This window comes from Tenacibaculum sp. DPLXC6, from assembly GCF_056815515.1.
On the sequence record NZ_CP141806.1, the window covers coordinates 1,302,861 to 1,323,923 of the forward strand.

At 32.1% G+C, this 21,063-nt stretch carries 20 protein-coding genes; 19 read left to right on the top strand and 1 reads right to left on the bottom strand.

Translation table 11 applies throughout. The features are described from left to right. Positions 1–174 precede the first annotated feature (174 nt). The 12 genes from VCM48_RS05775 (at position 175) to VCM48_RS05830 (ending at position 12,809) form a co-directional block, all read left to right on the top strand. Positions 175–2,736: an ATP-dependent Clp protease ATP-binding subunit gene (locus VCM48_RS05775; protein ID WP_274640271.1), complete on the top strand. Its 2,562-nt coding sequence runs from the start codon at positions 175–177 to the stop codon at positions 2,734–2,736. A 144-nt stretch (positions 2,737–2,880) separates the two neighbouring features. Beyond that, the gene (locus VCM48_RS05780; protein ID WP_482271955.1) at positions 2,881–3,918 is read left to right on the top strand and encodes a methyltransferase; all 1,038 of its coding nucleotides are present in this window, start codon (positions 2,881–2,883) and stop codon (positions 3,916–3,918) included. A gap of 189 nt (positions 3,919–4,107) precedes the next feature. Then, entirely contained in the window at positions 4,108–5,064 is a 957-nt protein-coding gene (locus VCM48_RS05785) for an MBL fold metallo-hydrolase (protein ID WP_482271956.1), read from the top strand. Between the two features lie 51 nt (positions 5,065–5,115). Further along, positions 5,116–5,676 (top strand): helix-turn-helix domain-containing protein, encoded by a 561-nt coding sequence (locus tag VCM48_RS05790; protein WP_482271957.1) that lies wholly within the window; start codon positions 5,116–5,118, stop codon positions 5,674–5,676. An 86-nt stretch (positions 5,677–5,762) separates the two neighbouring features. Further along, complete coding sequence (locus tag VCM48_RS05795; protein ID WP_482271958.1) at positions 5,763–8,177, top strand: heavy metal translocating P-type ATPase; 2,415 nt, start codon at positions 5,763–5,765, stop codon at positions 8,175–8,177. A gap of 156 nt (positions 8,178–8,333) precedes the next feature. After that, the gene (locus VCM48_RS05800; RefSeq protein WP_408027953.1) at positions 8,334–8,555 is read left to right on the top strand and encodes a heavy-metal-associated domain-containing protein; all 222 of its coding nucleotides are present in this window, start codon (positions 8,334–8,336) and stop codon (positions 8,553–8,555) included. 585 nt (positions 8,556–9,140) lie between these two features. Further along, on the top strand, positions 9,141–10,175 hold the full coding sequence (locus VCM48_RS05805; RefSeq protein ID WP_482271959.1) for a DUF4365 domain-containing protein: 1,035 nt from the start codon (positions 9,141–9,143) through the stop codon (positions 10,173–10,175). A gap of 57 nt (positions 10,176–10,232) precedes the next feature. Then, positions 10,233–10,754, top strand: coding sequence for a hypothetical protein (locus VCM48_RS05810; RefSeq protein ID WP_482271960.1), 522 nt, complete (start codon positions 10,233–10,235; stop codon positions 10,752–10,754). Positions 10,755–10,832: 78 nt separating this feature from the next. Continuing rightward, positions 10,833–11,765 (top strand): hypothetical protein, encoded by a 933-nt coding sequence (locus VCM48_RS05815; protein WP_482271961.1) that lies wholly within the window; start codon positions 10,833–10,835, stop codon positions 11,763–11,765. A gap of 171 nt (positions 11,766–11,936) precedes the next feature. Then, positions 11,937–12,134, top strand: coding sequence for a hypothetical protein (locus VCM48_RS05820; RefSeq protein ID WP_482271962.1), 198 nt, complete (start codon positions 11,937–11,939; stop codon positions 12,132–12,134). Positions 12,135–12,295: 161 nt separating this feature from the next. Then, positions 12,296–12,457, top strand: coding sequence for a hypothetical protein (locus VCM48_RS05825; RefSeq protein ID WP_482271963.1), 162 nt, complete (start codon positions 12,296–12,298; stop codon positions 12,455–12,457). 196 nt (positions 12,458–12,653) lie between these two features. Further along, positions 12,654–12,809, top strand: a complete 156-nt coding sequence (locus tag VCM48_RS05830) for a hypothetical protein (protein ID WP_415269581.1) — start codon at positions 12,654–12,656, stop codon at positions 12,807–12,809. Between the two features lie 150 nt (positions 12,810–12,959). Here VCM48_RS05830 and VCM48_RS05835 read toward each other — a convergent pair whose 3' ends face one another. Then, a complete protein-coding gene (locus VCM48_RS05835; RefSeq protein WP_440122293.1) occupies positions 12,960–13,559 on the bottom strand; it encodes a leucine-rich repeat domain-containing protein in 600 nt (199 codons plus the stop codon). Positions 13,560–13,781: 222 nt separating this feature from the next. On the opposite strand from VCM48_RS05835, the gene VCM48_RS05840 reads away from it, so the two are divergent. From VCM48_RS05840 to VCM48_RS05870, 7 genes are all read left to right on the top strand, one after another. Then, positions 13,782–14,267 carry a GNAT family N-acetyltransferase gene (locus tag VCM48_RS05840; protein WP_482271964.1) on the top strand — a complete coding sequence of 162 codons (486 nt, stop codon included), beginning with the start codon at positions 13,782–13,784 and terminating at the stop codon, positions 14,265–14,267. Positions 14,268–14,407: 140 nt separating this feature from the next. Beyond that, positions 14,408–14,785, top strand: a complete 378-nt coding sequence (locus tag VCM48_RS05845; protein ID WP_274640281.1) for a nuclear transport factor 2 family protein — start codon at positions 14,408–14,410, stop codon at positions 14,783–14,785. Between the two features lie 17 nt (positions 14,786–14,802). Continuing rightward, positions 14,803–15,420 (top strand): DUF7079 family protein, encoded by a 618-nt coding sequence (locus VCM48_RS05850; RefSeq protein ID WP_482271965.1) that lies wholly within the window; start codon positions 14,803–14,805, stop codon positions 15,418–15,420. Between the two features lie 205 nt (positions 15,421–15,625). Next, a complete protein-coding gene (locus VCM48_RS05855; RefSeq protein WP_482271966.1) occupies positions 15,626–17,956 on the top strand; it encodes a discoidin domain-containing protein in 2,331 nt (776 codons plus the stop codon). 245 nt (positions 17,957–18,201) lie between these two features. Beyond that, on the top strand, positions 18,202–18,642 hold the full coding sequence (locus VCM48_RS05860; protein WP_482271967.1) for a hypothetical protein: 441 nt from the start codon (positions 18,202–18,204) through the stop codon (positions 18,640–18,642). A 114-nt stretch (positions 18,643–18,756) separates the two neighbouring features. Continuing rightward, positions 18,757–20,325, top strand: a complete 1,569-nt coding sequence (locus VCM48_RS05865) for a serine hydrolase (RefSeq protein WP_482271968.1) — start codon at positions 18,757–18,759, stop codon at positions 20,323–20,325. A 16-nt stretch (positions 20,326–20,341) separates the two neighbouring features. Further along, a complete protein-coding gene (locus tag VCM48_RS05870; protein WP_482271969.1) occupies positions 20,342–20,920 on the top strand; it encodes a hypothetical protein in 579 nt (192 codons plus the stop codon). Positions 20,921–21,063: the final 143 nt, after the last annotated feature.

A 21,063-nucleotide genomic window follows, 5' to 3' on the forward strand; every position in this document is an offset into this window, starting at 1 on the left:
TACACAAAAAATATATAGACTGTTTTACGGTTATTTATTAACAATTTTATAAGGTTATTAAACATTAAAACACCTTATTTTACTCGTCAGAATGTCAGTTGAAAACTATTGGCACCTTTTTTGTAATTTTTAAGAAAAAAACTTACTAACTTTACAGAGATAGAAAATAAATATATGGACGATAATTTTTCACCACAGGTTAGAGATGTGATTACTTTCAGTAAAGAGGAAGCCTTACGACTAGGACATGACTTTATTGGAACAGAGCATCTTTTGTTAGGTTTGATTAGGAAAGGTGACGGAAAAGCCATTGAAATATTAACAACTTTTGATGTTGATTTAGATTTAGTACGTAATAAACTAGAAAAACTAAATCCTACAACCCCATCTTTTTCAAGCCCTCAAAGGAAGAGTTTACATCTTACCAGACAAGCAGAAAAAGCTATAAAAACAACGTTTTTAGAAGCTAAATTATATCAAAGTAACGCTATAGACACTGCACATTTATTACTGTGTATCTTACGTAACGAGAACGACCCTACTACTAAACTACTTCAAAAGTATGATGTAGATTATGAGCAGGCTAAAAACTTGTATAAAGAACTACACGTAGATGACGACACGTTTATTTCACCAATTGGAGAAACTCCTTCAGATGATGAGTTTGCTGACGAAAAGTCAAATCCTTATGGACAACAATCGCAAAAAGGAAAGCAAGTTAAAAAGTCTAAAACCCCTGTTTTAGATAACTTTGGACGTGATTTAACAGCCTTAGCAGTTGCAGGAAAATTAGACCCTGTTGTAGGTCGTTTAAAAGAAATTGAACGTGTTTCTCAGATTTTGAGTAGACGAAAAAAGAACAATCCAATGCTTATTGGTGAGCCAGGTGTTGGTAAATCTGCTATCGCAGAAGGATTAGCTTTACGTATTGTAGACAGAAAAGTATCTCGAATTCTATTCGATAAGCGCATTGTTTCTCTTGACTTAGCTAGCTTAGTTGCTGGTACAAAATATAGAGGTCAGTTTGAAGAACGTATGAAAGCGTTGATGAATGAACTAGAAAAGAATGATGATATCATTTTATTCATTGATGAAATTCATACAATTGTTGGTGCTGGAGGAGCTACAGGTTCGTTAGATGCTTCTAACATGTTAAAACCTGCTTTAGCAAGAGGAGAAATTCAATGTATTGGTGCAACTACTTTAGATGAATACAGAACCAACATTGAAAAAGACGGTGCATTAGAGCGTCGTTTTCAAAAAGTAATTGTAGATCCTACCACAGTTGAAGAAACTATACAAATTTTACACAATATTAAAGGTAAATATGAATCTCATCATCATGTTACTTTTACAGATGAAGCTATTGAAGCTTGTGTAAAATTAACCAATCGTTATATGACTGATCGCTTTTTACCAGACAAAGCTATTGATGCTTTAGATGAAGCTGGATCAAGAATTCATATTACAAATATTGTAGTTCCGCAACAAATTTTAGAATTAGAGGCGAAACTAGAAGAAATTAGAGGACGCAAAACCAAAGCGGTAAGCGGACAAAAGTATGAAGAGGCTGCTAAGCTTCGTGATGACGAAAAGAATATAGAAACAGCCTTAGAGTCTGCACAACACCAATGGGAAGAAGATTCTAAACTACACAGAGAAACTGTTACTGAAGATAATGTTGCTGAAGTAGTATCGATGATGACAGGAATTCCTGTAAATCGTGTTGCCGAAGCAGAAAGTAGCCGTTTAGCAGAATTACCTCAATTAATAAAAGGTAAAGTAATTGGTCAAGATGAGGCTGTTACTAAAGTTGTTAAAGCTATACAACGTAACCGTGTTGGATTAAAAGATCCTAACAAACCAATTGGTTCTTTTATTTTCTTAGGTTCTACTGGAGTTGGTAAAACACAATTAGCTAAAGTATTAGCACGTGAGTTGTTTGACTCTGACGATTCTTTAATTAGAATTGACATGAGTGAATACATGGAAAAGTTTGCCATTTCTCGTTTAATTGGTGCACCTCCAGGATATGTTGGTTATGAAGAAGGTGGACAATTAACTGAAAAAGTACGTCGTAAACCTTATTCTGTAATCTTGTTAGATGAGATTGAAAAAGCACATCCTGATGTATTTAACATGCTATTACAAGTCTTAGATGACGGACACATAACTGATAGTTTAGGTCGTAAAATAGATTTTAGAAACACCATTATTATTATGACTTCAAACATTGGAGTTCGTAAACTTAAAGATTTTGGTGGTGGTGTTGGTTTTGGAACTGCTTCTAAAAAAGAGCAGGAAGATGCACATGCTAAAAGTATTATTGAAGGTGCTTTAAAGAAATCGTTTGCTCCTGAATTCTTAAACCGTATTGACGATGTTGTAATCTTTAACTCATTAGAGCGTGAAGACATTCATAAGATTATTGATATTGAATTAGACAAGTTACTAAGACGTATTGATGATTTAGGTTACAAACTTACGTTAAGTGATAAAGCCAAAGACTATATTGCCGATAAAGGTTTTGATAAACAATATGGAGCTCGCCCATTAAAAAGAGCTATTCAGAAATACATTGAAGATGCATTAGCTGAAGAAATTGTAAACTCAAAACTTGATGAAGGTGATGCTATCTTTATGGATTTAGATGAGAAAGACAAAAAACTCATCATAAAAATAGAAAAAGGTGAAAAACCCAAAGAGTCTAGAACAGAAATAGACGAAGACAATTAAAAAATAAAAATCCCAAGTGTTACTTACTTGGGATTTTTTTTACCCTCATAATTTTACTCCTGCTCATAAACTAGTTTCATTTATCCCTAATAATTGAACTTAATAACACTAAAAAGATTAATTATTAACTATAACAACTAAACTATGAACTCAACAAATGAAAACCAAATTACCCCTTCAAGAATTATGGAAGTAGGCATGGGTTTTTGGGCTTCAAAAACCTTACTTACTGCAGTTAAAATGGGGTTATTCACGCATTTAGCTAATGAAGGATTAACAGGAAAAGAAATTCAAGACAAACTCAAACTTCATGACAGATCTCTTTACGACTTTCTTGACACATTAGTTGCTTTAGGTTTCTTAGAGCGTTCTGGATTAAAAGAAAGTGCTATATATAGTAATTCTGAAGACACCAACTTATTCTTAGATAAAAACAAACCAAGTTATATGGGAGGCATATTGGAAATGTCTAACAACAGATTGTATCCTTTTTGGAACTATTTAGAAGAAGCCTTAATAACTGGAAAACCTCAAAATGAGACAAAAAATGGTGGCAAGCCAATATTTGAAGCTATTTATGCAGATGAAAATAAGCTCCGAGAATTTATACACGGAATGTCAGGTGTTCAGGCTGGAAACTTCATAAAATTAGCTCGTGATATTGATTTTTCTAAATACAATACGCTATGTGATGTTGGTGGCTCTGGAGCAGACTTATCAATACAAATTGCAAAAAATAATCCACATATAAAATGTATTTCTTTTGACCTTCCTGCTGTTGAACCAATAGCTAAAGAAAATGTAACTCGTTTTGGTTTAAACGACAGAATAGAAATTCACTCAGGTGATTTCTTTACTAATGAATTACCAAAAGCAGACGTTATTACTATGGGAAACATTCTTCATGATTGGGGTACAAAAGATAAGTTAACACTTATAAAAAAAGCCTATAACGCCCTACCTAAAGAAGGATCTTTAATTATTATTGAAAATATAATTGATAATGAAAGAAATAAAAATGCTTTTGGTTTAATGATGTCGCTAAACATGATTATTGAAACTGATGAAGGTTACGATTTTACCCTTTCAGATTTTAATAACTGGGCAAAAGAAGCAGGTTTTAGTAATACTAGAATGATGCATTTAACTGGTCCTGCAAGTGCCATTATTGCTGTTAAATAATTCTAAAAACTCTCGTATGAAATAAACAAAGGCCATGAAATAAAAGTTCCAAGTAAATAACACTTGGTTTTTTTTCATACTATACCTATCATTATATAAAGAGTAATAAATTTCCCCTCTTCTTTCTAGTATTAAAATTTGTACTTTTAACTGATAATTAAAACACATTATTACCAACAAGCTATAATTATGAATAAATACTGTATTCTTTTCATTACTCTCTTTATCCTTTCATGTGCTGGTAATAAATCTTCAGAAAAAACATTCAAAACAAATACAAGCAATACCTCTATTGTTATTTTAGGAACTATTCAAGATGCAGGCTCTCCACAAATTGCATGTAAAAAAGAATGTTGCACTAACCTTTTTAAGAATCCTGATAAAAAAAGACAGGTAACTTCATTAGGAATAATTGACAAACAACATCAAAAAACCTACTTATTTGAAGCAACTCCAGATATTACGTCACAAATGAAAACACTTACCAAACTAGAAGATAGTGCTGACAAAGAAATTGCAGATGGAATCTTTTTAACACATGCTCACATAGGGCACTATACTGGTTTAATGTATTTAGGTAAAGAAGCTATGGATGCTGACAACACACCTGTATATACTATGCCTAGAATGAAAGAGTTCTTATCTAAAAATGGTCCTTGGGATCAATTGATTACTCGAAAAAACATAGAGCTTCATCCAATAGAAAATGAAAAACCAATTGAGCTATCCAAAAACATTAAGGTTACTCCACTTATTGTCCCCCATAGAGACGAATACTCTGAAACCGTAGGCTACCGAATAACGGGCCCTAATAAAAGTGCTTTGTTTATTCCTGATATTGACAAGTGGGAAAAATGGGACAAAAACATTATTGATGAAATTAAAAAAGTAAACTATGCTTTTTTAGATGCTACTTTTTATAGTGGAAAAGAAATAAATAGTAGAGATATTAGCCAGATACCACACCCTTTTATTGTTGAAAGTTTAGATAAGTTTAAAGACTTAAGTAAACAAGAAAAGAACAAAATTATCTTTATTCACTTCAACCATACAAACCCTGTAATCAACCCTACCAGCGGAGAACGTGAGTTTGTAATATCACAAGGGTATAGAATTGCAGAAATTGAAACCGTTTTTGATTTATAACAATCACTTCTTTTTATCTTTGTAAACCTAACAAACTATACTAAAAACACTATGACGCTCACAATCAAAAACATGGTTTGCAATCGCTGTATTATGGTAATTCAAAATGAATTAGACAAGCTAGGTGTGGGTGTAAAGAATATTAAATTAGGTGAAGTTACACTTGAAAAAGAGCTTACTTCTGATGAAAAAAAACGTTTGGACAAGGTCTTACTTAGCTTAGGGTTTGAGATTATTGACGATAAAAAAAGTCGCATTATTGAAAAGATTAAAAACCTAATCATCAATTTAGTGCATCATCAAGACAGTGAAACAAAAATCAATTTATCTGAATTATTAAGCAACGAACTACATCACGATTATAATTACTTATCCAACCTTTTTTCTGAAGTAGAAGGCACTACTATTGAGAAGTATTTTATTGCTCAAAAAATAGAAAAGGTAAAAGAATTACTCGTTTACGATGAATTATCGTTGAGTGAAATTGCCTTTCGTTTACACTATTCAAGCGTAGCATACTTAAGCAATCAGTTTAAAAAAGTAACAGGATTAACCCCGAGCCACTTCAAAAAAATCCGTAAAGACAAACGTACACCATTAGACGAGGTGTAAATCTTATAAATCAATTACAAAATTCCACAATAAATTTTCTTTAACTTATAGCCAACTTTGTAGTATACAAATTCATACAAGAAAAAATGGCAACAAATAATAAAGATATCATTTACCTACCCTTAGAAGGTGTAGAAAGTGAACACTGTGCTTTAATCGTTGAAAAAGGCTTAGCACATGTTGAAGGAATTGAAACCCATAAAGTAGAACTAAACAACCAAAGAGCTGCTATTACAGTTACCAACGAAGAAGTTCTTGCGAATGCCGTTACTGCTATAAAAGACCTTGGTTACGGTGTAACCACTGTTAAAAAAGTTTTTCCAGTATTGGGTATGACTTGCGCTTCTTGTGCAGGAAGTGCTGAAAGTATTGTTAGCTTTGAACCAGGTGTAGTAAATGCCTCAGTAAATTTTGCTAGCGGAAACTTAACGGTAGAATACCTTCCAAACATGACCAATGCTACAAAACTGCAAAAAGCAGTACAAAGTGCGGGTTATGATTTGTTAATTGAAGACGAAACCAAACAGCAAGAAACACTCGAAGCTATTCATGAAAAGAAATTCAAGCAACTAAAAACCAAAACCATTTGGTCGGTAATACTCTCGTTACCTGTAGTTGTTATTGGTATGTTTTTTATGAATATGCCTTATGCAAACCCTATTATGTGGGCCTTCTCTACCCCAGTTTTGCTATGGTTTGGTAAAGACTTTTTTATCAATGCATGGAAACAAGCCAAACATCGTTCTGCAAATATGGATACCCTAGTAGCCTTAAGTACGGGTATTGCTTATATATTTAGTGTATTTAACATGTTATTTCCTAAGTTTTGGGAATCTAGAGGATTAGAAGCACATGTATATTTTGAGGCAGCTTCAGTTATTATTGCATTTATTCTTTTAGGAAAATTATTAGAAGAAAAGGCCAAAGGAAACACCTCATCTGCCATTAAGAAATTGATGGGGTTACAGCCTAAAACTGTAGTTGTGATACAACCTGACGGAACGGAAAAGCAAACTGCTATTGAAGAAGTGAACGTAGGTGATACTATTCTTGTAAAACCAGGAGAAAAAATTGCAGTAGATGGTATGGTTACTACAGGAAGCTCGTATGTAGATGAAAGCATGTTAAGTGGTGAACCTGTTCCGGTATTAAAAGAAGAAAATGAAAAAGTATTTGCAGGAACCATTAACCAGAAAGGAAGTTTTCAATTTAAAGCTGTTAAAGTTGGAAAAGAAACCATGCTTGCCCAGATTATTAAAATGGTGCAAGATGCACAAGGTAGTAAAGCTCCTGTACAGAAATTGGTTGATAAAATTGCAGGTATTTTCGTACCTGTAGTAATGAGTATTGCTGTTATTACATTTATTATATGGTTTATTTTAGGTGGAGATAACGGAGTAGTTCAAGGATTATTAGCTGCTATCACCGTATTGGTTATTGCATGTCCTTGTGCTTTAGGGCTGGCTACTCCTACTGCTATTATGGTGGGTGTGGGTAAAGGTGCCGAAAACGGTATTTTAATTAAAGATGCTGAAAGCCTTGAATCTGCTAAAAAAGTAAACGCTATTATTTTAGACAAAACAGGAACTATTACCGAAGGAAAGCCAGAAGTTACTGGTATATCTTGGTTACAGAATAATGATACTGCCAAGAACATTCTTTTAAGTATTGAGAAAAAATCTGAACATCCATTAGCAGAAGCTGTTGTAAAGTTTTTAGGAGATACTTCCACTACCCCACTAACAAATTTCGACAGTATTACAGGTAAGGGTGCTAAGGCTGATTATAACGGAGAAACCTTTTTTGTTGGTAATAAGAAATTATTAGCTGAAAACAACATTTCTATAGCTGACGAACTTATAGAACAAGCTAACGAATGGAGCAAACAAGCCAAAACAGTTATTTGGTTTGCTAATAATAAGGAAGCACTTTCTGTACTTGCTATTTCAGACAAAATAAAAGAAACTTCTGTACAAGCTATTAAGGAGCTACAGGCTATGGATATTGAATTATACATGCTTACAGGTGATAACGAAGCTACCGCAAAATCTATTGCTGAAGAAACAGGTATTCAACATTATAAAGCTGAAGTATTACCACAACATAAAGCCAACTTTGTAAAAGAATTACAGCAACAAGGAAAAACCGTTGCTATGGTAGGTGATGGTATTAACGATAGTACTGCGTTGGCTACTGCTGATGTTAGTATTGCCATGGGAAAAGGTAGTGATATTGCAATGGATGTTGCTAAAATGACCATTATATCATCTGACCTAAGTAAAATACCGCAAGCTATAAAACTATCAAAACAAACGGTAGCTACCATTAAACAAAACCTATTTTGGGCATTTATTTATAACCTTATTGGTATTCCTATTGCAGCTGGTATTTTATACCCAATTAATGGTTTCTTATTAAATCCTATGATTGCTGGTGCAGCTATGGCTATGAGTAGTGTTAGTGTGGTTACCAATAGCTTACGATTAAAATGGAAAAAATAACAAGTGTTTCGGCACTAGCAAGTGTCGGAACATTTTAAACCTCACTTAGCAAGTAAATCTGTAAATCTCACAAATCAATCTTAAAATTGTACAACAACAAACATCCCTGTTGTGCTGAAATTTGCAGTATTCAATAACAAATAAATTTTTAATATAATGGAAAATAATAAAGAGTTAAAATTCAAAACTAACCTTAACTGCGGAGGGTGTGTATCAAAAGTTCAAGCTGATTTAGACAATGCTGAAGGTATTTGCCATTGGAATGTAGACACTAATTTTGATGATAAAATTCTTACCGTAAGTTCTAAAGGAATCACAGCCGACGAAGTAATTGCTATCGTAAAAAGTAAAGGTTTTAAAGCAGAGCCTTTAGTATAAAAAGCAAGTACACAATTCTCACTTACGGTACAAATTGAAACAAACGAGAATACTTGTGCTTTTGTAAACTGTTAAGTTAACTGTTTATAAAACTTTACACTTAAATACACTCCTCTTTGGGGTGTATTTATTTTTTAAAATGATTTCTTTATACTTCACAGCACCTAACAAACATTTTTCTACACAATACGAATATTTTACCTTTTTTGTTGTTTGAAGTTGCTCCCCTTAGGCAGTGAATGACACTCCCCTTAGGCGGGGAGCATCGTTCCCCTTACCGAGGGAGTGTCACTCCCCTTAGGCAAGGAGTGGCGACCCGATTAGGCTTGGGGTGGCGACCCGATTAGGCTTGGGGTGGCGACCCGATTAGGCTTGGGGTGGCGACCCGATTAGGCTTGGGGTGGCGACCCGATTAGGCTTGGGGTGGCGACCCGATAAAAAAGTTACACTTTTTTATCTTACTTTTTTTATATTTGAGAGTGTTAATAAAATTGCTATATCTTCCATTTATTCTACTGTGTAAAATGCGTATTGGTAATTTTATTATGGGAATAAATAAGTTGTATGGCATTAAACTAAATGAAAATGAGAGACAGTAACACCGAAAGAATAGGAATTTATAAAACTGGATTCATTTTTACAAAGGAAATAAAATGGATTTTTCGCGAGCAACCAATTGTTGATGTCGGAATAGATGCCTTAATAGAGCAATCTAAAAACGGAAATCCAACTGGTCAATTCATTGCAGCTCAAATTAAAACAGGAGAAGCAAATTTCCATATTAATGAAAACTATTTAACCCATTATGTATCAAAAATACATTATAATTATTGGCTTAATTTTAATGTTCCTGTAATTCTAGTTGGACATCTACCTGATGAGGACAAAACATACTGGGAAAACATCACAAAAACAACTCTTCAAAAAACCAAAACACAATGGAAAATTTTAGTTTCCAAAAAAAAAGAATTAGATACCAATTCAATTAATGAGCTTACTGATATTATTGAGGGATCCGAGACTAATAATTTCTTAACAGATATAGAAAATGGTTCGATTACAGATTTAGAACTTCAAAAAATTATTGAAGAATCAGAGTCCTCGAAATTTTTTAGAGAAGCAACATCTAATATTGTTGAATTGGTAACTCGTCTTGGAGAAAAAACAACCGAAAACAACAACTTAATTGATAATTACGGAAAACAAGGGTTAACTGAGTTTGATAAACGTGTTTTGAGAACAGTAAAAAAATACGCTGAATTTATGAATTCCATTACTTTAAAATTAAATAAAGAAATTAATGATTTTGCCTATCATTATGCCCGTGGAATTTACGCTTATGAAAAAGCCACATTAATGAGTTTTCATATTACCAAAAATTATAAAAAACTTAATGACACTTCTAATAGTTTAAGACCAATAATACCTGCAATGGAAAATGCTATTAATGGGGTAAAGATTATGCGAAATTCAGTATCGAACTTGCCGACTAAATATTCACATTTAAAAAAAGCTAAAATTAAATTTACCGATACTACAAATCAAATTATTGATGAATTCAAAATTGCAATATCTGTCACCAATAAGTTAATTGAAAATATCGAAATAATATTGAAATAAGCGTCATATAACACCGTATATAATTTATCACTTGCTCTCATCAACTTACAAAACATATTGGAAAAAAACGAATACATAGAATTTGAGATGAACAATAAGGATAAGTTTAATGACTTAACTAAACTTCTTGACATCATTTCAACATCAAAAAAAAGTGGAGATTATAAAACTGATGAATATTGGTTAGATAAGTTCCCAAATTACACACTTAAACATTACTACTTTAGTGAGTCCGATTTAAAACCTGAATTTAAAACTAATGAATTAAAAGACGGTGTCTGGCACTTTTATTCTATGACACAACATTTAGTTGAAAACATAGATATTGAGTTCTTAAAATGTGAAAAAATTGGAGATGGAAAAGCTAGACTTGAATTCTATGCTTGTGGATATCCTTATGGAGGAATTACAGGTTTAACCCTTTTCCTAAAATCGTTTGACTTTAAAGCAGTTGAAATAGATGAAGGCGGAGGAATATATAAAGTGGAATGGAAAAACGAAACAGAATTTGAACTAAATGAAATAAAAACGGTAGCTAATTCATTATGGCAAAAAATAAAAGTAAAACTTAATTTATAAGTTTAAACACCTAACTCTCTTAATCTTAAACCACATTTATTTCTCGATAACAAAATCATAGTAAAACATTTATTACAAATGAAAAAACTTACAATAGTTTTAATTCTAGCTTTTATTGTATTTACTTCCTGTAAGCAGAGCAAACAAGAGAAACAACAAGTAACTCTTGAAAAGTTTGAGTTTACCGAGCTTATAAAAAAAGATTACGAACTTTATAAACCAACTAAAAACATTAAGGCGGTTTTAATTTTGTTTGGAGGTTACCCAGAAGTTGCTAAAGACATTAAAAGAGAGTTTAAAATCCTTGATATCGCTAGAAAAAATAATATTGCAGTTATACTTTCTAATCTTAATCAGAAATTATGGCTTGAAGAAAACGAACAACAACAACTTGCCAAAAGTTTACAAACTATAATTACAGAAAACCAATTACCAACTGACAATATCTTTATTGGAGGCTTTTCTAGCGGTGGAGTAGTTAGTCTTCTAATTAGTAATTATATTGTTGGGATGAAACAGTTCAATATCGACCCAAAAGGAGTATTTATTGTGGATTCTCCTATAGACTTGGTTGCTTTGTATAAATCTTCAGAAAAAAATATAGAACGAAACTTTTCAGAACCTTCAATTTTAGAAAGTACTTGGCTATTGGAAACATTAGGTAATAACTTTGGCAACCCTAAAAATAGTATTAAAAAATACGAGGAAAAAGCTGTATTTACCTCTAGTACTGACAATATTTCTAATATAAAGAAACTAAAAAACACTAAAATTAGACTTTATACAGAACCTGATACTTTATGGTGGAAAAAGAATAGAATGGCTGATTATGACCAAATGAATGCTTTCTATATCAAAAAACTATATGAGAGTTTAAAAGCTAAAGATTTTAATAATGTTGAGTATATACCAACAACTAACAAAGGATATAGAGCAAATGGTGAACGACACCCTCACAGTTGGGCTATTGTAGACAAAAAAGACCTAATAAACTGGATATTGACAAAATAAATACTGGCTACAGCAACTGTTATAAGCAATTACATGTTCTCATTTTGTTTCAAACACTTTCATCTGTTAATTTCTTACAAATAAGGTTTTACCTTACTTTTATTATGGTTTTTTCTACTTCTTAATTTTGATTTATTTATAAGTTTGATAAATTTTAAAACAACTTAAATTATGTTAACAAACATTTCAAACTTAGGTACTGTCCTAAACAAATCTGAACAGAAATCTATTAATGGTAAAGGTGATGATTGTTACTCTACAGATGGTCATGACTGTGAACCATTTAATAACCCGAACTATTTCAACTGTTTAAGAACATGTGCTGGGTCTTGTTCAGGAAGCGGTCAATGCTTTACAATGATTAAGTAAAAAATAAGCGAACTTCGGTTCGCTTTTCTATTTCTCCACATCCTATGAATAGTTGTTTGTTAACTTCTGTTAAATAAGGTTTTATCGTACTCTTATTACGGTTTATTTTGTTTTTTTATTTTTATTTATTCATAAGTTTGATAAATTTAAAACTCAAAATTATGTTAAAGAACATTTCAAACTTAGGTGCTGTTTTAAACAAACAGGAACAACAATCAATTAATGGTAAAGGAGAAACATCTTGTCCTTCAGGATATTGCTTAAATTGGAGTGGCGGTTGCACACATTTGGCTAGCGCTATCTTTGATGATTGCGTTCATTAATATTATTTGTCCTCGTCCACCGAGGACTTTTTTTATTATATACACTATTATTCATAAAAAATATAGTAAGCTCTTTTCAACAACAACTAATTGTTAAATTTAGTTAAGTAAGGAATTACCCTACTTTTATTACGGTTTTAAAGATTCCTTCATTTTTATTTATACCTAGTTTTGATAAAATTTTAAATTAAAAATTATGTTAAAGAACATTTCAAACTTAGGTTCTGTTTTAAATAAACAAGAACAACAATCTATTAACGGAGGAACAACTGAATGTCGTTATCTTCCTCTTCCTTGTGATGAAGATCATGAATTTGACGAAAACTGTAGATGTGTTCCAAAAAAAATATAACTAAAGTTAAATAGCGAACTTCGGTTCGCTATTTTCTTTTTAAAACTGTTCTTGTTTTAAATACAATTAAGCTTAGTAATCAACTAAATATAAAACAGTCATCTTAACTTGATAAAATGACTGTTTTTTGTTAACCCTAATTAATACTAACTAGTACAACACAAAATCAATATTATCAATATCTGATCCTCTAAAAGCTCCAGTAATACTACCTTCTAATTTTTGAGGCAAAATTACTTTTCTTAACTTCTTGCTATCCTTAAAGGAATCGCTCCCTAGAGTTGTTATATGCTCTGGAATTGTAAGTTCTTCAAAATCATTCTCCGCAAAACAATCGTTATATAATGTAGTTACTGACTCTGGTAAATCTATACCCCTAAGCGCATTACCCACAAAACAAAACATATGAATCGTTGTAACTGGTGCTTCAATAACTAGTTTTTCAATCTTATTTCTCCCAAAAGCTCCTCCTCTAATTTCTGTAACTTTTGAAGGAATTACCAGCTCTTTAATTTCATTTTCATAAAAAGCATCTTCATCTATATACTCTAGAAACTTTGGTAAAACCACTGCTTTGAGTCCTTTATTATCAAAAGCTTCCCTAAGTATATATTTTACAGGTTTATCGTTAATATTATCGGGGATCACAATATCAGTAGACTTTCCTGTATAATCTAAAATTGCAATACCTCCGTTAAGTTCTCTAAAAGAATAATCTTCATTTTTTAAAATAGCAACTTGTTCTTCCATTTTGTTTGATATAATGTTTTATTATTAATTACAAGTATCAAATGTATACGGTAGATAGTAGCCTATAAAAAGTAGTTTGTTTTCGTAGCAATTGTTTTTATATTCGTAATTATACTGGTTAACCCTGTTTACTGATCAGATATACAAAATTGCGATAATTAGATTTTTTAAAATTTTTAATCAAATTGCTATTATTCTGAAAACAACTCATAAAAATATTGCATGAAAATAATACTAACAAAATTTACAGAATCTGACTTTACCGATTATTTCAAACTCGTAAATAATGAAAAAGTCATGGAAATGATTACCGAAAGAGCTATTGAATTAGAGGAAGCTAAAAAAGACTTTGAAAAATTAATAAAAAACAACAGGCTTACACCAAGTTTCGGTAACTTCAAAATTATTGATGAAAATACAAATGAGTTTTTAGGATTAGCTAAACTAAAAATAACAGAGGTTAACACTACTGAAGCTGAACTAGGATATATGCTTTTGCCTGAACACTGGGGAAAAGGAATTGCTAGTACTGTTGGAAGAAGATTAATTGAAATAGGTAAAAAACAAAACTTTTTAAAAAGAATTTTTGCAATAATAGACCCTAAAAATATTCCCTCAAGAAAAGTTTTAACAAATAATGGGTTCTACTCAAAAGAGTTTAAAGATTTTGACGGATTACCTGGAGAAATACTTGAATTAAATTTATAAATGTGTTTTGCATATATAAATCCTAAAAAGAATATTAATTCATTAATACTAAAAACTAACATTCAACTATTTTTTGAGCGAAGATTAAAACCTTACCTTTAGAAAGACTGTATACGTAACCTTAAATAAACCTAGAACTAATGAATAAAAGTGAAATAGCTAAAAAATACCTAGAACACCTAGAAAACGGAAATATAGAAAAGGTTATTAATCTATTTAGCAATAACGGAATTGTTGAGTCTCCTATCTATGGAATTAAAAAAGCTGACAAATTTTATCGTGAATTAAATAATGACACTTCTAATTCTGAACTTTTCCTAAAAGGGATTTTTGAACAAAATGATTCTAACAATTTAGCTCTTTACTTCACCTATAAATGGACTTTAAAAAACAATGAAAAAGTAGAGTTTGATGTTGTTGATATTATTGAACTTGATTCTGAAAACAAAATAACCAAGCTAAAAATAATTTACGACACAGTTATTTCTAGAAAGTTAGTCAATGACTTAAATGAGTAAAACTCAACCAATCAAAAATGCTGAAGTTTTTAAAGAAAATATTTAGTAAAAAAGGAACCTTTTTTGGGGCTACGAATTATAAAATAGATAATATAATTTGTGGCATTGGAAAAGCTAAAATTCTAGAAGCTGAGATCGAAATTTCAGAATACCCTTTTAAGCCATCAGCTGTATTCCCTAATAAAACAATTAAAGCTAGTAAAATAATTGCTATTTGCCATCAATCTTATCCCCCATTAATTAAAATGGGTAATGAAGTTATATTTATCTCTCGAGAACATGTCGAGTTACTTAAAGAGTTTACAGAAAGAAACAACATAGCTACTTTTAGAGAAACAAAAAACTGGAACTGGTTATTAGAGCCATACCTTGACACAGAAAACACTCCAGAAGAAAATATTAAAACAACTCAATTACTAAACAAACACGGTATTCCTAACTCTGAGATAACAAAAATAAGAGACGAAGTAGGTAAACAAATGTATAAATACAATTTTGACACCATGCTTTGGGATTGGTTTAGTTTAGGGTTACCTGATGTATTAGCTGCAATGAGAGTTAAATATGATGAAAAAGAATTTGCTGATTTTTATAAAAGAGCAATGGAAATTGAGCTTAGAAATAAAAACAAATAACCCCCTAGTTCTCCTCTACTATTTTAAGTAAACATACTAAGAATTGTTATTTACAACTACAAAAATAACAATGACTTAACAGACTATTTACGCTCTCTTCACTTATAAAAAATACTAACTTATAAATTTGACAACTAATCAATTAACTATTTCTGTAGTCTAGATTCAATAAGAATTTATACAACATCAAACTAATTTAACCCCCATGAGAAAAACTATTTTTTTTGCTTGCTTCTTATTAATAGGAAGCCTTATCAAATTACACGCACAAAGTGTAATCCCTTCAAAAACCACTTATGTTCCTAACGAAGCTATCACTGTCAATTTTTCTAACGGTCAAGGAAATTCAAAAGATTGGATTGGCATCTACAATCAAGGAGATATACCTGGGCTTGTAAGCTCTATTGATTGGTTATATGTAAATGGAAAACAAAGTGCTACCAAAAAACTTAAAAATGGTAGTGTTACCTTTTCTTCTGGTTTACAAAATACTGGAACTTATAAAGTATATTTTTTTCAGAATGACGGTTATACCGTGCTAGCTTCTTCAAGTTTTACGGTGGGTACAGAAACTCCAACCTGCTCTCCTATTTCACAATCTGGATGGACTTTACAATATGTAGACAGTCAAGAAACATCAGGTGAAAACGGAGTAGCTACTAATGCTTTTGATGGTGACTCATCAACTATTTGGCATACCGAATGGAGTGCTAATCAACCAACGCACCCACATGAAATTCAGATTAACTTAAACGGTATTTATGATGTTTGCGAGCTAAAATACTTACCTCGCCAAACAGGGACTAACGGTACCATAGCCGATTATCAAATTTATGTAAGTGACAATCCTTCTAATTGGGGGACTGCGGTAGCCACCGGAACTTTTGCTTCCAATCAAACAGAAAAAACTGTTAGTTTTCCTAAAAAACAAGGACAATATGTACGCTTAGTAGCTACTTCTGATATCAACGGAGGAAATTATACCTCTGCTGCTGAAATTAATATTGGAGGAACTTTAATTCAAGCAGGAGCTCCAGTAGCTAACTTTACGTCAAACACCTCTTCTATTATCGCAGGACAACAAATTTCTTTTACAGATAGTTCTACCAACAATCCTACTTCTTGGAATTGGACATTTGAAGGAGGAACACCTGCTACCAGTACCGCACAAAATCCAGTAGTAACCTATACTACCGAAGGAACTTACAATGTAACCTTAACCGCTAGTAATACTACGGGCAGTAATACCACTACTAAAACAGGCTATGTTACTGTTCGTAACACCAATAGCCTCAAAGTATTGCAATTTAATATTTGGCAAGAAGGAACTTCAGTACCTAACGGAATGACCTATATTAGAGATGTAATTGCTGAAGTAAATCCTGATATTGTATGTTTTAGCGAAGTAAGAAACTATACGGGGGATTGGACTACTAAAATTGTAAACAACCTTGCTACCATTGGCTTAAATTATAATAGAGGTTATGCCTATGGTGATGTTTCTATCATTAGTAAATACCCAATTACCTCATCGGGTACCAACCTTGGTGCGATTTCTGTTTTTGATGTAGATGTAAACGGACAAAGTGTTGTGGTAGCAACCGCACACTTAGATTATACTTACTATGCTACCTATCTTCCAAGAGGATACAACTGTGGAGGTTCTTCACCTTACACCGGATGGAGTAAAATAGGAGCTACAAACCAAGATCCGCAACCTGTTACCGATCCTGCTATTATCTCAGAACAAAATTTAGGTTCACGAAGAGATGAGCAAATTGCTGCGTTTATCAATTATATAAAAAATGAAACTCGTCCAGTAATTTTAGTGGGAGATTTTAACGAACCTTCGCACTTAGACTGGACCTCAAGACAAGCCAATATGTTTGACCACCACGGAGTAGTATTCCCTTGGCATACGACCAAAACTTTAGAAAACAATGGTTTTGTAGATGCTTTTAGAGAAGTATATCCTGATGAAGTTGCCAATCCTGGTATCACATGGCCTTCTGTTGCTACAGGGGTTGGAAGCACTAGCTGGACACCTGAAGCTGACGAAAGAGACCGTATTGACTATATTTTTTACCGAGGCGCTACACTTTCTGCTACGAGTGCTGCTATTGTAGGTCCAAAAGCTTCGTATGTTAACAATGTATCGAGTACTGCTAATACCCAAAACGACACGTTTGAAGCAGATCAATTGCCTTGGCCTTCTGACCATAAAGGCGTAAGTGCGGTAATCAATCTATCAGCAAATAGTGCAGCTAGAATGTTTGAAACAACCGATAACACTACACTAACCGAAAATACCTTTAGCGTATATCCAAATCCAACAAAAGGTATAGTTAATATTAATTGTGAAGACTGTGCTCCGTTTACCTATATAGTACGAAACTTTTTAGGGCAAACAATTTTACAGCAAACTGCTACACAAAACAATGTGAACATTAATTTAAAATCAGCCCCTAAAGGAATGTATTTTATTGATGTAAAAACCAAGAAAAAAATGCTTACCTATAAAATTATAAAAGAATAAAACGCTTACAAGAAGCTACTACAGAAATAGATAATTATTGATACCACAAAATCCCAAGCCAACAACTTGGGATTTTTTACTATATTTAGTTCGTAAAAATGAAAAAAGAATAATTATCTTTCACCTATAAAGAAAAAGAACTCGCGTTTTTTTCCTGCAAAAAAATCATACAAAATACGTTGTGTAGCATTTGAAAAACTATGTGTCGCCGAACAGAAAAATTAGAATTATGCGCTTGTTCAGATATGAACACTAACAAAATTCAAGAGCTTTATTCTGACGAAATAAAACGTTTAGACAAGAAAGAATTCTTGAAGGTTATCAAGTGGAAATTAAACCGATTTTTAGGAACAGAATGGAGCGGAATGGATGGTTTAATGATTATGCCTTCTCAAGACCTGACTAACGAATTAACAGAAAATCTTATACTGGATGAATTAAACAAACAGAATTGTTTTGATTTCGAGTACCAGCCAACCGAAGGAGATAATCTGATTTTTGAAATCGGTTGGTTATTTAACAAAAGAGGGAAAAAAATTAACCGTGAATTGGAATATAAATACTCTTCTTATATCTTTAGAAATGGAGAATGGAAACCTGATTCTTACAATTCATTTTATGAAAAGACTGAAATAATAAACGAAGGAATATTAAAAAAAACGCTACATAACAATGACCATAAGTAATTGCTTGTTCTCTCCTACTTCTGAAAATCCTAGCGCATTTTCTATTCCGTTTGTATTTGCTAAATTGGTTGCTTAAATCTGGCAAAAAAAGTTAGTATAACCAAAAAATCAATCATGAAAAAAATAATACTTCTTCTTTCATTAGTAATTAACATTCCACTAGCTAATCTTGCTCATGCCCAAGAAATTAGTTCGTCTGAAATTGACGCTCTTGTAAATAGAGCGTTAGCATCAACTCCTTCTGTAGGAATTGCAGTCGCTGTAGTAAAAGATGGAAAAGTTATTCACTCTAAAGGATACGGAGTTAAATCTATTAAAAATAAAGAAAAGGTAGACGAAAACACCTTGTTTGCCATTGCTTCAAATTCAAAAGCATTTACTGCCGCTACCCTAGCAATATTGGTTGATGAAGGAAAACTAAAATGGGAAGATAAAGTAATTACTCACATTCCTGAGTTTAAAATGTACAACGATTATGTGACCGCTAATTTCACCATTCTTGACCTTTTAACCCATAGAAGCGGTTTAGGACTTGGGGCAGGCGATTTAATGTTTTTCCCTGATGGATCTAATTTCACCATCAAAGATGTAGTGAGTAGTTTTCAATATCAAAAACCAGTTTCAGCTTTTCGTACCAAATACGATTATGACAATCTTCTGTACATCGTAGCAGGAGAAATCGTAACTCGAGTTAGTGGTATGTCTTGGGCTGATTTTGTACAATCCAGAATATTTAACCCACTAGGAATGAAAAATTCTGCTCCTATAAGTTCTAAATTAGCTAAAAAAGCAAACCTAGCATTACCTCATGATTCTGAAGGAGAAAAAATAAAACAATTAACTACTTACGATAACGATTTGATTGCAGCTGCTGGTGGTATTTATGCAAGTGTACACGATTTAAGTAAATGGATGCTAATGCAACTAAATAATGGAAAATATGGCAAAGAGTTATCTAATCAATTATTTTCTGAGAAACAGCAAAGACAAATGTGGAGGCCTCATACTAACTTAAGATTCACCACAAAACCCAACCCTAGAACTCAACAACATTTTTACGCTTACGGTTTAGGTTGGTTTATCACAGATAAACAAGGAAAAATTGTGATTAGCCATACAGGTGGTTTACCAGGCATGCTATCAAAAACGGTTTTAGTTCCTGAACTTAACTTAGGGATTGTAGTTTTAACAAACTCCTTACCTGGCGGAAAAGCTTATAGTTCTATTCCAGAAACAATATTGGATTCGTACTTAAAAATTCAAGCAAAAGATTGGGTAAAAATATTAGCGAATCAAGCAAAAGCTACTGGACAAGAATCAGATTCAGTAACTACCAAAGTTTGGAAAACTGTTAAGCAAAACAAATCCGTAAACATCAATTTAAACAACTACCTAGGAGCTTATAAAGATAACTGGTTTGGTGAAGTAGAAATATCCTTAAAGGATGGAAAGCTTTGGTTTACTTCTAAACGTTCCCCTAAGTTGAATGGGCAAATGTTCTACTACAAAGCGACTACTTTTGCTGTAAAATGGGAATATAAAGACATGAATGCCGATGCTTTTGCTACATTTAATTTAGATGAAGAAGGCAAAGCTATTGGTATAAAAATGAAGGGAATATCTCCCAATATAGATTTCAGTTTTGATTTTCATGATTTAAATTTAAAACGAATTGAAAATTAAAATTACTACTTAAAAGATGAATAAGTATTTAAACTTAGTTATGTATAATTCGAAAAGAAAAATAACCTTATTTATAATACTTATAAGCTGTACTTCATTTTCCCAATCTAAAAATATTCCTGACCGAATTTTAACTTACGGATTATCCAATTATAACAAACAAAAGGCGATGGAATTTGTTGGAAAAAAATGGAACATTGAAGTTTACCCTGTTGCGGGATGTATGGTTTCTCAAGAATTAATTGATAGTGTAAAAACTGTTCACTCAAAACTATGGAAAAAAATGGACAGTATCCACGGCATGGATTCTAAAAAAAGGTTTAGGAAAGAAACCATTGCCGAAATGAAAAGAATAGAAGCTGTTCAAAAAATATTTAATTCAGATAGAGAAATCAAAAGACGAATCAGGAAAATAAAAAGAAGGAAAGGTAAAGCTACTTTTAATCTAGAAAATATTTCTAATAACGGAAAAATATACTATTGGACTATATATAGCTTTGAGGATAAAAACAATCCAGAGTATAAATGGAAACCTGAATTTAAAGTTGGAGTAAATTTAGTTAAAAAAAATACTACTATAATTGAGTTAAAATAAAAAGCTACTTAAGAAATGCTCAACTCCTTTTATCATCAATAAAAACAACTTAATTAACATTCTTAAAATAATTTTCACATAATTTTACAATAATTAAATTGTACACAATTTAATTGCGCGATATATTTGTACTCCATTTATAA